11 protein-coding genes and 1 pseudogene are annotated in these 11,886 nt (G+C 69.0%); 4 read left to right on the top strand and 8 right to left on the bottom strand.

Features of this window, described 5'->3' with window-relative positions; translation table 11 throughout:
- Nucleotides 1-5: 5 nt before the first annotated feature.
- Genes argC through Sri02f_RS08630 form a run of 7 tightly spaced genes read right to left on the bottom strand, consistent with a single transcriptional unit; the run spans nt 6 to nt 6,375 of the window.
- Nucleotides 6-1,031, bottom strand: a complete 1,026-nt coding sequence (argC, locus tag Sri02f_RS08660) for an N-acetyl-gamma-glutamyl-phosphate reductase (RefSeq protein WP_109000517.1) — start codon at nt 1,029-1,031, stop codon at nt 6-8.
- A gap of 13 nt (nt 1,032-1,044) precedes the next feature.
- Nucleotides 1,045-1,215, bottom strand: a complete 171-nt coding sequence (gene lysW, locus Sri02f_RS08655; protein ID WP_109000516.1) for a lysine biosynthesis protein LysW — start codon at nt 1,213-1,215, stop codon at nt 1,045-1,047.
- 1 nt (nt 1,216) lies between these two features.
- Nucleotides 1,217-2,230, bottom strand: a complete 1,014-nt coding sequence (locus Sri02f_RS08650; protein ID WP_109000515.1) for a transketolase family protein — start codon at nt 2,228-2,230, stop codon at nt 1,217-1,219.
- The gene (locus Sri02f_RS08645; RefSeq protein ID WP_109000514.1) at nt 2,227-3,069 is read right to left on the bottom strand and encodes a transketolase; all 843 of its coding nucleotides are present in this window, start codon (nt 3,067-3,069) and stop codon (nt 2,227-2,229) included. The genes Sri02f_RS08650 and Sri02f_RS08645 overlap by 4 nt, the downstream gene beginning before the upstream one ends.
- On the bottom strand, nt 3,066-4,382 hold the full coding sequence (locus tag Sri02f_RS08640) for a DegT/DnrJ/EryC1/StrS family aminotransferase (RefSeq protein ID WP_109000513.1): 1,317 nt from the start codon (nt 4,380-4,382) through the stop codon (nt 3,066-3,068). The genes Sri02f_RS08645 and Sri02f_RS08640 overlap by 4 nt, the downstream gene beginning before the upstream one ends.
- Complete coding sequence (gene lysX, locus Sri02f_RS08635; RefSeq protein WP_218029860.1) at nt 4,382-5,281, bottom strand: lysine biosynthesis protein LysX; 900 nt, start codon at nt 5,279-5,281, stop codon at nt 4,382-4,384. The genes Sri02f_RS08640 and lysX overlap by 1 nt, the downstream gene beginning before the upstream one ends.
- The gene (locus Sri02f_RS08630) at nt 5,278-6,375 is read right to left on the bottom strand and encodes a M20/M25/M40 family metallo-hydrolase (protein ID WP_109000512.1); all 1,098 of its coding nucleotides are present in this window, start codon (nt 6,373-6,375) and stop codon (nt 5,278-5,280) included. Before Sri02f_RS08630 ends, lysX begins: the two co-directional genes overlap by 4 nt.
- Nucleotides 6,376-6,816: 441 nt before the next feature.
- Here Sri02f_RS08630 and Sri02f_RS08625 point away from each other — a divergent pair.
- A pseudogene (locus Sri02f_RS08625) lies at nt 6,817-6,912 on the top strand (RpiB/LacA/LacB family sugar-phosphate isomerase); the annotation flags it as partial.
- Between the two features lie 29 nt (nt 6,913-6,941).
- On the opposite strand, the gene Sri02f_RS08620 reads toward Sri02f_RS08625, so the two are convergent.
- Nucleotides 6,942-7,682: a class I SAM-dependent methyltransferase gene (locus tag Sri02f_RS08620; protein ID WP_109000511.1), complete on the bottom strand. Its 741-nt coding sequence runs from the start codon at nt 7,680-7,682 to the stop codon at nt 6,942-6,944.
- 581 nt (nt 7,683-8,263) lie between these two features.
- On the opposite strand from Sri02f_RS08620, the gene Sri02f_RS08615 reads away from it, so the two are divergent.
- From Sri02f_RS08615 to Sri02f_RS08605, 3 genes are all read left to right on the top strand, one after another.
- Entirely contained in the window at nt 8,264-8,650 is a 387-nt protein-coding gene (locus Sri02f_RS08615) for a hypothetical protein (RefSeq protein ID WP_109000510.1), read from the top strand.
- Between the two features lie 460 nt (nt 8,651-9,110).
- Complete coding sequence (locus Sri02f_RS08610; protein WP_109000509.1) at nt 9,111-11,249, top strand: hypothetical protein; 2,139 nt, start codon at nt 9,111-9,113, stop codon at nt 11,247-11,249.
- A gap of 160 nt (nt 11,250-11,409) precedes the next feature.
- On the top strand, nt 11,410-11,886 hold a 477-nt coding region (locus tag Sri02f_RS08605), incomplete at its 3' end, for a tachylectin-related carbohydrate-binding protein (protein WP_245970542.1).

Here is an 11,886-nt window from a genome sequence, read left to right as displayed (position 1 = left end):
CGGCCTCACAGCGGATGCAGCCCGGGGAACTCCAGCCCCAGGCGCTCCGGCCAGCCCTGCCTGATGTTGAGGCACTGCACGGCGTTGCCGGCCGCCCCCTTCACCAGGTTGTCGAGCGCCGCGACGGCGATGACCTCACCGCGGTCGGCGTCCAGGGCGAAGCCCACGTCGCAGAAGTTCGACCCGCTGAGGATCTTCGGCTCGGGCAGCCGGTACAGCCCGCGCCGCTGCGCGACCACGCGGACGAACGGCTCCTCGCCGTAGCAGTCGCGGTAGACGCGCCGCAGGTCCGCTTCGCCGACCTCGGTCGTCAGGGCGGCCCGGCACAGCACCTGCGCCCCGCGCACGGCCTCTACGCCGGTGGCGCTCATGCGCACGGTCAGGCCGGTCGCCTGCGCCACCTCCGCTTCGTGGCGGTGTCCCGTGGGCGCGAACACCCGCATGGCGCCGCTGCGTTCGGAGTGCAGGTTCATCGGTCCGGCTCCGGAACCGGAACCGCTGGAGCCGATACGGCCGTCCACTGTCGCGGTGTCCGCGACCAGCCCCGCGGCCGTCAGCGGATACAGCGCCAGGACGGCGGCGTTCGCCATGCAGCCGGGCACGCTGATCCGGTCGGCTTCGGCGAGTTCCTTGCGATGCCGCTCGGGCCAGCCGGTGACGAAGCCCGGCAACAGGTCCGGGGCGGTGTGCGGGGCACCGTAGTAGCGCTCGTACACCTGAGGGTCGCGCAGGCGGAAGTCGGCGCTGAGGTCGATCAGGCAACCGGCCCGGCCGGCCCAGTGCGCCACCATGCCCATGGTTTCGCGGTGCGGTGTCGCGAGGAACACCACATCGCAGTCCGGCGCGTCGTCAGGGGCCTTGAAGGTCAGGTCGGTCAGGCCGCGCAGATTGGGGTGTGCTCCGTCGACGCGCCGGCCCGCCAGACTGCGCGAGACCGGCGCGACCAGCTCCATGCGGGGGTGGCCGAGGACGATCCGGCACAGCTCCCCTCCGATGTAGCCGCTCGCGCCGACGATGCCCGCCCGGATCATGCGGCCCCGCGTCTCATTCACCCCAGTCCTCTTCGACCTCGGGCGCGAGCGCCAGCAGGACCGGGTCGAGGCTGAGGATCTCCAGCTCGCCGCGGCAGTCCGCGCACTCGACGATCTCGTGCTGCCGGGATGCGGCGTCGAGCGCGACGTCGCTCTCGCAGCTCGGGCATGTGGCTGTGGCCATGTCACCTTCTCCTGGTGTGGTGGTTGTCGGTCCGTGCGGGGTCGAGCAGGGTCAGTGCCTCCGCCACGATGTGGTCGACCGTGACACCGGCGTCCGCCAGCAGTTCCTGTTCGCTGCCGACGGTGTCGAGGTAGCCGTCCGCGACCCCCACCCGGCGCACCCGGCAGGGATGCTCGGCGCTCACCACCTCGCTCACGGCACCGCCGAGTCCGCCGACGACGACGTGGTCCTCGACGGTGACGATGCCTGCGGTCTCCTGTGCCGCCCGCAGCAGGGCGGGCTGGTCGAGGGGCTTCACGGTGTGCATGTTCACCACCCGGGCGCCGATTCCCTGCGCCGCGAGCTGCTCCCGTGCTCCGAGCGCGTAGTGGACCGGCAGGGGTCCGGTCGCGACCACGGTCAGGTCGTCGCCGTCCGCCAGTTGCACGGAGGCGCCGATACGGAAGGCGTACGGTTCGCGGTGGATCTGCGGGGTGGCGTTGCGGCCGAGCCGGATGTACACCGGGCCGGGATGGTGGGCGGCGGCCCGCACGGCGAGGGCCGTCTCGCCGGCGTCGGCCGGGACGAGGACGGTCAGGTGGGGCATCGTCCGCAGGATGGCGAGGTCCTGGAGGGCGTGGTGCGAGGGGCCGTAGTGGCCGGCGGAGAGACCGCCGTGGGTGGCGACGATCCGCACGGGCAGGTTGTTGCCCGCCACGTCCAGTTTCAGCTGCTCGCACGCGCGGGTGGTGGCGAAGGTGCTCATCGTGTGGGCGAAGGGGATCAGCCCGGACGCCGCGAGCCCGGCGGACATGCCGAACAGGTTCGCCTCGGCTATGCCGACGTTGACGTACTGGCCGGGTAGTTCGGCCGCGAAGCCGTCCTCGAATCCTCCGGTGTCGGAGTCGACGCAGAAGATCCGCTCGTCGCTCCGGGCCAGTTCGAGGAGCGTACGGCGCTGGACGTCCCGGGCCGAGCACGTGTAGAGCTCCGCCCAGGCGTCGACGGACACCGGGCTCTCCTGGGCCGCCGTCACGCCTGGTTCCTTCGCCGGGCGCGCAGCCCCGCCAGCGCCCGCTCGTGCAGCCGCGGGGTGAGCCGTACGTAGTGGCTCTTCTTGCGGTCTTCGAAGATGGGCACTCCACGGCCCTTCGTGGTCCTGGCGATGACGACGGTGGGCCGGCCCGGCGCGGCCGGCAGCGCCCCGAACACGGACCGCAGGGCATCCAGATCGTGTCCGTCCGTCTCGACCACCGACCAGCCGAAGCTGCGCCAGCGATCGGCGAGCGGCTCCAGGCCCACGGATTCCTCCGTACGGCCGCTGATCTGCCAGCCGTTGCGGTCGACCAGGGCGGTCAGGTTGTCCAGGCCGAGCTGGGCGGCGGCCATGATCGCTTCCCAGTTGGATCCCTCCTGCAGCTCCCCGTCGCCGAGCAGGACGAACGCACGGTTGCTCCGGCCCGTGCGGGCCGCGGCCAGGGCGACTCCGGCGGCGAGCGACAGACCGTGGCCCAGTGAGCCGGTGGGGAAATCCACGCCGGGCAGCCGGCGCAGCGGGTGTCCGGCCAGTCGGCTGTGCCGCTGTGCGTACGTACGGCACTCCTCGGGCGGGAAATAGCCATGCTCGGCGAGCACCGCGTACAGCGCGGCGGCGGCGTGGCCCTTGCTCAGCACGAACCAGTCCCGGCCGGCCCAGTCCGGCTCGTCCGGCCGCACCCGCAGCACCGTTCCGTAGAGCACCGTGAGCAGGTCGACGGCCGACAGGCTGCCGCCGACGTGAGTGCCGTGTTCACTCGCACCCATCGCCAGTACGGCCTCGCGGGCCCGGTGGGCGCGGTCGGCCAGCTGCTCGGTACTGACGGCGAGGCGGGTCATGCCCGCACCCCCACCGCATCGGCCTGCCGCCACAGCGGCTCGTACGTCATCGACCGGGCAGCGGGCAGCAGCAGGTCCAGCTGTCCCCACACCTTCTCGAAAGCGTCGGCGCAACGCTCCAGGAGCGGACCCGCGGCCGGGTTGAGGTGCCAGCGCTGGATCGTCACGGAGTCCTCGATCAGGGCCAGCGTGGCGGGGTGGTCGGCGGGGCGGTAGGGCCGGTCCTGCGGAAGGGAGGAGCGCACCGCCGGCTGGGCGGGCAGGGGCAGCGACTGGTACGGCCGCACCGGCACGCCTTCCGCTCGCAGCGCGCGCTGCAGCAGGGTGCGCACCGCTCCCGGAGCGATGTCCGGGCAGCCCATGGCGTGATGGTCGAAGCGCAACCGCAGCTGGAACCAGGCGTGGGTGCGGTCGTCCGGGCAGTGGGGGGTCACGACCCCGTCGAGTTCCGCCAGCCGTCGCAGGAACCGGCGCACGTTGCGGTCACGCTGCTCGTGCCGCTCGGAAAGCCGGGCGAGCTGGCTGCGGGTGAACGCGGCCTGGATGCTGCTGAGTTTGTCGTTGCCGGCGATCACGCGTGACAGGTAGGCGCGTTCCCCGCGGCCCGTCAGGTCCTCGCCGAACTGCCGGTGCAGCACGACACGTTCGTACACTGCCTCGTCGTCGGTGGTGAGGAGACCGCCCTCTCCGCTCGTGGGCAGGTTCTTGGAGGCGTTGAGGCTGAACGCCGCCACGTCCCCGAGCGCCCCTGCCTGCCGTCCGCGGTAGGTCGCGCCGTGCGCCTGGGCCGCGTCCTCCATGAGGACCAGCCCGTGGCGGTCGGCCAGGGCGCGCAGCGCGTCCATGTCACAAGGCAGCCCGTGCAGGTGCACGGCGAGGATCGCCTGCGTGCGCGGCGTGATCGCGGCGGCCGCGGCGACAGGGTCGACGGTGTACGTGACGGGGTCGATGTCCACGAACACCGGGACCAGCCCGCGCAGCAGGGGGGCCGATGCCGTGGCGATGAAGGAGAAGGCGGGTACCAGGACTTCGGCGCCCGGTTCCAGTCCCGAGGCGACGAGCGCGAGCTCGATGGCCGCGGTACCTGACGACAGGGCGGCGCAGTGGCGTACGCCGACGTAGGACGCCCACTCCTGTTCCAGCAGCTGCACCTCGCCGCGTTCCACCGAGGTGAAGCGGCCGCTGTCGAGAACCCCCAGCACCGCCTCTCGTTCGGCGTCCGTGACGATCGGCCAGGCCGTTTCGGGAGAGGCGCCGGCCCCGGCCTCCACGGTACGGGGACCGCCGAACATCGCCAGCCGTGAGTCGGTCATCAGTTCCTCACCATTTGCTGTACCAGGTAGTCCACGTAGCGGCCGGCCAGGTTCACGTCGAGGGCCTCGGCGGCACCGCGGAACTGAGGTGTGTGGTTGACCTCGTTGACCAGGAGCCGGCCGTCGCGGTCCTCCAGGACGTCGACTCCGTAGGCTCCGGGCCCGATCGCGGCCGCGGTGGCCGTCACGAGGCTCTCGAGCTCCGGGGTGAGCGGACACGGCAGAGTGCGTGCGTCGCGGGCGGTGTTGGTGCGCCAGGAGTCGGAGACGCGGTAGACGGCGCCGATCACCTCGGTGCCGAAGACGAGTGCTCTGATGTCCCGTCCGGGCTTGTCCACGTACTCCTGTACGTAGGTGATCCGCTGGTGCGGGTCGGGCAGCGCCTCGCGCAGTTCGAGGACCGCCTCGGCGGCGTCCCGGTCCGTCAGCCGCGCCACCTGCCGACCCCATGATCCCGTCAGGGGCTTGACGACCGCCGGGTAGCCGAAGTCCTCGAGAGCATCGACGGCCGCCTGGGGGGTGGCGGTGACCAGGCAACGCGGGACGGGCAGTCCGGCGGCCTGGAGGGTGAGCGTGGTGAGCAGCTTGTCGCCGCACAGAGCGATCGCCGCAGCGCTGTTGACCACCGTCACGCCCGCGTGCTCGAGGACGCGGGCCACCGTGAGATTCCGGTGATGCGACACCTCCCGGGCAAGCGCCACCGACCAGGGCGCCTTCGGCCGGTCCAGGCGGAACACCGCCGTGCGCGGATCGAGCACGTGGTAAGGGACGCGGCGCCGGTCGAGTTCGTCGAGGATGCGCTTCTCCTCCACGGCGATCCGGGACGCGATCACGGCCAGGCGCGGCGGAAGCTCGTTCGCGAATTCCTCCGCGGAGCGTACGCCGTCGTCCCGGGTCACAGGGCCTTCTCCTGCTCGGCACCGGCAGCGGCGCGCTGAGCCGGCCCATGGACGGTCAGCCCGGCGGCCAGCTCCTGGACGGCCGTGGTCAGCACGTCGATCGCGGTCAGGTATTCGGCCAGGTCCAGGTGTTCCTCGTCCGTGTGGTCCAGACGGGAGTCGCCGGGGCCGTAGGCGGCGATGGGCACATTCCACCCCGGGCCGACGACGTTCATGTCGGAGGTGCCGAGTTTGACCTTGGCGGTCGGCGCCCCGGCATGCTTCCGGATCCCGGCCCGCAGCGCGGACACCACCGGGTCGGTGCGCTGCGAACGGACCGCCGGGAGGCTCTCGACGACGGTGAGCCGGTCGGGGCCGGCCAGTTCACGCAGCCAGTCCAGGAATCCGTCCCGGTCGAAGCCGACCGGTACCCGGCAGGAGATCTGCAGCCCGGCGCGCCGCTGGTCGCCGTGGAGCGCGAGCAGCGCGGGGATCGCACGGTCGAAGGCGGGTTGCGCACCGCCGTCCACCGCGAGCCGCCGGCGTACCCTCTCCCAGTACTCGGCCGCGACCTCCACCGCTCGCGGCCCGGGTGAGCTGGTGTGCGAGCCGGGGCGGGAGATGTCGACCGCGCAGCGCACGATGCCCTTGTAACCGAGCACCACGGTGCTCACGCCGCTCGGCTCGCCGATGACGACCGCGTCCGGCCGTATCGCGCTGCGCAGATGGTGTGCGCCGGGCGAGGAGCCCTCCTCACCTACGGCGCCGACCACCATGATGCGGGCGTCGCAGAGCTTTGAGGCGCGCAGTGCCGCCCAGACCATGGTCGCGAGCGGACCCTTGGCGTCCACCGTGCCGCGGCCGTACAGCTTGCCGTCGCGTTCGTGGACGGGCAGGTCGCCGGGCACCGTGTCGAGGTGGCCGAGAAGCAGGATCAGCGGCCGTTCCTGGCTCCCCAGCACGCCGACGGCGTTGCCGGCGGCGTCACGGTGGGCACGGAAGCCCAGCGCGGCCATGTCGTCGACCAGTTGCCGGGCGAGCCGGTCCTCGTGGCCGGTGACCGACGCGGTTTCCACCATGCGCCGCAGCAGCGCCGTCTCGTCGAGTCCGCTCACGTCTCAGACCCGCACCGTGAGCGTGCCGGGCCCCCGGAGGGTGCAGCTGGGCGTGTCATGGGGACACCCGAGTTGCAGCGGTGTCCGCTGCCCGCTGTCCGTGGCCGCGCCGGCAGGGTGTGCACCCTGCAGCGACCGGCCGATACCACACCGGACGGTCGTTCATTGGATTCTTCCCCCGTATTGTCTGCACCCGGTTTCTGCAAGTGCGCATGCCCCGAGCCCCCGTCTGCCGTGACGCTAAATGGGGACCACCGAATCGGTCAAGGCGTGATCGCCTGTGTCAATTTCTGATCAACCCCTCTGAGATTGGCGGAATTTAATCGGTGACTGCCGCAGGTTGAAAAATGGCCGACAAAAGCCTTGTGACCGATCGCATACGGTCATCACGATGCCCCTCTGTCGGAGGCCCGAGACCCGCGGATCTCCGTCTCCTCCGACATGGACGAACCCGTGGGCCGCCTTCTCGTGGCGGAGCTGCGGCGGCGCGGTCACGAGGTGCGCGAGCACGGCGCGCTGCGGCCCGGGGCGGATGCGTAGTGGGCGGCCTGCACGCGCGGCGGAGCTTACGGTTTGTGGGTTACCCAGAGCAGTTCCGCCGGCCAGCGGTGTGCCCAGTCGGGTGGGACGGTTTCGTTGTAGCCGTTGGGTGTTCCGCGTTCGGGCCGTGGCTCGATGAGGTCGTCGATGATGAGACCCGCGCCGCGCAGGAGCTTGACCCAGCCGCCGTAGGTGAGCTGATAGCTGGTCGCGCCGTCGTCCTCGGTGATGGTGCTCAGCCCGAAGTAGTCCTGCTGCAGCGTCGTGGTCACGCGGCTGGCGGCTTCGTCGTAACAAGCTTCGAACCATGGGCTGGCGACGTTGAACACCAGGCGCCCGCCTCGGTCCAGGACGCGTGCGGCCTGCGGGACGGCCAGGTGCGGGGGCGCCCAGCTGAGCCCACCGAAGTCGCAGAACACCAGGTCGAAGCTGTCGGCGGCGAAGGGGAGTCGTTCGGCGGCACCTTGCACCAGCGGGTAGCGGGCCGCTCCCATCGCCTGGGCGGCTGCGGCGAGTTGGGCTTCGGACAGGTCGAGCCCGACCACGGTGGCGCCCTCGGCGGCAAGCGCCCTGGACCACTGGCCGGCGCCGCAGCCGAGTTCGAGGACGCGCTTGCCGGTGACGTCGCCCAGGGCGTGCAGGTGGGCGTCGGGGATGGAGTACATGCCCCAGAGCCGGGGTGCGGCGCCGATGTGCGGGTCGTGCTCGTGCTGGTAGGCGCTGCTGATCCGGTTCCAGAGCCGCCGGTTGGCGGGGATGCTGTCCACGTGCCGACTCCAGCACTGCCGGCCGGCGGCGGTCAACAAGGGGGCGAACTTGCAGACCCGAGCTCCGTGGATCGAGGTACGCCCGGTTCCAGGATGCCGTCTGAAAGGCTGGTCTGGTCTCTGATCTGCTCGCGGCCCACTGGCACAGCTTCCTGCACAGCCTTTCTCCAGGACGACTGGGAACCGGTGGCGACCGGCTTGCGCCTGGGGCGTCGGGAGTTCAATCGGGGGCACAAGGCGTCCCCCCTCAGACGCGAGGGAACGGGCCAGACCTCCGGATGCGGAAGGCTGTCGGCTGAAGGACACTGGACGTGTCTCGCTTTCATCGCATCTCTCGGCCCACTTGCGCAGCTGATGAAGTAGTGGCCATTGCCGCGATGTCGCCGCACCGTTTGAGAGACGAACTCATCAGGAGCATGCGCGTCTGAAGTCTGAAGTGTGTCTGCCTCGCCTATTCGGTGGGGTGGCGAACATTCGGAGCCGCGCCGCACTTTGGCGCACATGTCGGCCGGTGCCCTGTGCGCAACTCGGCCGCAAGGTCGGAGCTGTGTCATCCCGCACAGCAAAATCATGGGAGGACGATGATGAGCACTACGCCTGCGACCGCCAACGAATGGTATCTGGCCGGACTCATCTTCGGGTGGGAGGCCCCGCAGTGCACTGCCCAGGCGCCGGCACCGCTCAACGATGAGAGCCTCCAGGCTTATTTCCAGGGAGTTCAGGATGGGGGCGTAGCTCGTCTTGACTTCGAAGACCAGAAGGCTGCCGAGACGGATAATCCCCAACCAGCGGACTACCCAACGATTGGGCCCGTCCCTGGCGGGGGTGTTCCACTGGATGACTATCTCAAGGATCAGCGAGAGATCCTCGAAGGACTCTTCCACCAGCACATGCCCCACATCGAACTGCCGGAATACGAGCCCTGGTACCCGCCGTTCGAAAGCATGCCCAATGAACCCGTACCCTGACTGACTACGGATCCAGGGCTTCGGGGTAGTCGCGTCACATCCGGTTCCTGACGATGCGCCAGCCGAGAGGTTCCCGGACCGGACAGGCACGGGCTTCCAAGATCATGGAGTTCTCCGCGCCCCGCGATCCGAGCGGGAGATCGTGCCTGCCGATGCGTCATCGCCGATCCCGCCTGCCCTTGGCCGGTTTCGCGAGCACTCCCAGGCCGTACCGGGCGAGTCCCGAGCCTGCTGCACCGGCTCGGCGAGGAGCCGGACCCACGTGATCGGCGCGGGGGTGCGTCCAGCCTGCACAGCCAAGGAAGAAGCCTGTTCCTGAAGGCGCATGACCGCCGAACGGCATTCTGCGCTCCGCGAACCCACCGTGCTGATTGATTTCGACACCTGCCTCCCGCGCCCAACAGGCAGATCCCGACCACCTCTCCGCGACTACCAGGGCGTGTAGTGAAAGGAGACTCAGATGAACGGCGACTTCCCAGACATTGACACGCCTGAACCCGTCGGCCCGATCTGGACCGGAGGCTTCGAGCACACAGTGGTCAGTCAAGGCGGTGTCGATTACACGCTGCTCTACCTGCCCGACAAGCACAACGACCTCATGCAGCAGGTCGGCAAGCCCCCGGTCTACTACTGGGTCCCCAATGGAGTCCGACTGGCGGAGAAGCCCAACGGAGACCTCAAGTTCTTCTTCCTGCACTTCGCAGGAGTCCAGACCGGCGGAACAACGGTCGGTGTCATCCCGGGGATGACACGGGAGATCACCGGTGGAGCCTTGTCGTTCACCGTCACGTCGGCGCCGCCCGACGGCGTGCTGCCCAAGGCACACCAGCAGATCCTGGACCAGTGGAAGGACAAGGGGGACCGCTACACGATGTACCGGTCGAGTGCCCCGGCGCCTACGCCGGGCGATGCCGCATTCCTCCGCCCGCTGCCCATCGCGTCCAACGACGTGAGCGTCACCAACGCCAGCATGAACCCGGACGGTTCGCTGACCGCCGGGGGCGGGATGGATCCGTTCTTCTGGAAGATGCAGGGGCAGGGGCCCGGCGCGACCAACCCGCTGGCGGAGAACTCCTTCACCTGCATGATGGGGTCGACAGCGGCCCAAATCGTTGCCGCGGGGTTCAAGGCCAACCAGAGCCTTGTAGCCGTCCTCGAGAACGTACAGATCCCGATGTGGGCGCCTATCACCTCCCTGACCATGACCTCGGACTGGCACCGAGTCTTCGATCATCTGTCCGTTGCCGCACAGGGTCACTACTTCTGGTCGTCCGCGGATGTGAAGGCAACCTGGAACGAAATGCGACTGTCCGGTGCCATCAAGGTGGACATCGAGATCGACAAGACACTGCCAGGATCGGACGACCAAGAGAAGACGATCAATAAGTTCATCGAAATGCTCATCCCGATGTGGATCGAGCAGGCCAAGCAGGTCATCTTCCAGCCGATGCCGACCATCCCGGACGCTCAGGTGCCGGCCGACAGCGGCGGATGCCTGGGCAGCGGGTGGGGCCTCGGCGTGGGCGTGTCGATGGACTTCCGGCACGACCAGGTGGACATCGCCAACAGCTTCCAGTTCCAGTCCGACCAGCGGTATCTGCAACCGAGCACGATAGGCGGCACGCTCGACGGCCTGGCCGACCTCCTCGCCAAGGACCCTGGCCAATTGCGCAAGTACTTCGGCGAACTGTATCTCGACGACTTCGATCGTATGATCACCGTCGCCTGCAAGCCGGTCGTCAACTGGCCCGACCCGGAGAAGCAGTGGATGGGCGACCCGGTCAGCTTCGTCGGAGTCGAGGTCGGATACCCCAACACCAGTGGGGCCTTGCAGTGGAGCGGCACGACGTTCTCCCGGCCGCAGAAGCCGTCCGACGTGGTCCCGCCGACCCCTACCGAGGGCCTGCCCACCGAGGCCACCCAGACGCCCGGAGCCGCATCGCCGAGCACTGCATCCAGCGCGTTCCTCACCTTCGCCGACGGCAACACCTCGACGACCTGGTTCGCCAGGATGACCCAGAAGGCAGCCATCGACGTAGCCAAGCCGCCGGAGGGCTGGGTGCCCGACAAGATGTATGTGAAGCGCAAGATCGTCTTCAACCCGCCCGCCTCGGACACCGACAGCTCCTACCTGCGCCAGCGTGTCGAGACGAGCGAGGTGGACATCGACGGCAACGACGGAACGCTGACCAACGACCTGTCCCTGCCGGTCAGGTGTGACCATGTCGGTGTGCTGAGCGTCGGCCCGATCATGCTCGGCGGCCACCTGGCCGGCAATTGGACCGCTGATGTGGCCTTCAGGCCACACGGCAACAGGGTGGACGGTACTTCCCGGGAAGACGACGTCGTCACCTTCTCCTTCACGGCCGAGGACCAGCACACACCGCGCTACTGGACGATCTACACAGGGCAGGCGGACTACATGCCGGCGTTCAGTTATCAGGTCACGATCAACCGCAACGCCGACATAGGGGACGATGCACCGCCGAACGACGGCTGGGTCGGCCCGTGGATCGACCACGCGGGCAACGGTCCGGTCACACTGCTGCCCCCGCGCGTCAATGAGCCCGGGGTCACCGTCGTCAATCCGGCCGCGTGAGCAGAAGTCAGGCGGCTTGAGCCTGGCGGATCCCACGCGAAGTCTCCAGGACGATGTGAACCGCGTCGACTGAGGGCACCATGCACGGCGTCAGGTCACTGGAGAAGCCCGGCCCGGTCTGGCTGGTTGCCGGCGGTGTCTCGGTATGAGCGGAGGAGCCATGACAGACAACGCCACGATCACCATCTACGGGATCACGCCTGCAGGTGATCTGCAGTGGTACCGCCATGACGGAGGGGCGGACGGCACCAACCAGTGGACTGCCGGGGACGGCGGGAACAACGTCGGCTCCGGCTGGAACACCGCCAGCATCGTGTTCAGCGACGGCGCAGGCGTGATCTACGCAGTCACGCCTGCGGGTGATCTGCAGTGGTATCACCATGACGGGTGGGTGGACGGCACCAATCAGTGGACTGCCGGGGACGGCGGGAACAATGTCGGCTCCGGCTGGAACATGTACGCCACTGTGTTCAGCGGTGGGGCGGGTGTCGTCTACGGGATCACGCCTGCGGGTGATCTGCACTGGTACCGCCATGACGGGTGGGCGGACGGCACCAATCAGTGGACTGCCGGGGACGGCGGGAACAATGTCGGCTCCGGCTGGAACATGTACGCCACTGTGTTCAGCGGTGGGGCG

It is taken from the genome of Streptomyces rishiriensis (assembly GCF_003112535.1).
Lineage (GTDB): Bacteria > Actinomycetota > Actinomycetes > Streptomycetales > Streptomycetaceae > Streptomyces > Streptomyces rishiriensis.
This window is presented reverse-complemented; position numbering and strand designations above follow the sequence as displayed.

Bases quoted from the DNA above. Each gene is read 5' to 3' on its own strand.
- Sri02f_RS08645 (WP_109000514.1), bottom strand. From the start codon at position 3,069: ATGACCCGCCTCGCCGTCAGTACCGAGCAGCTGGCCGACCGCGCCCAC.
- lysW (WP_109000516.1), bottom strand. From the start codon at position 1,215: ATGGCCACAGCCACATGCCCGAGCTGCGAGAGCGACGTCGCGCTCGAC.
- Sri02f_RS08615 (WP_109000510.1), top strand. From the start codon at position 8,264: ATGATGAGCACTACGCCTGCGACCGCCAACGAATGGTATCTGGCCGGA.
- argC (WP_109000517.1), bottom strand. From the start codon at position 1,031: ATGATCCGGGCGGGCATCGTCGGCGCGAGCGGCTACATCGGAGGGGAG.
- Sri02f_RS08610 (WP_109000509.1), top strand. From the start codon at position 9,111: ATGAACGGCGACTTCCCAGACATTGACACGCCTGAACCCGTCGGCCCG.
- Sri02f_RS08640 (WP_109000513.1), bottom strand. From the start codon at position 4,382: ATGACCGACTCACGGCTGGCGATGTTCGGCGGTCCCCGTACCGTGGAG.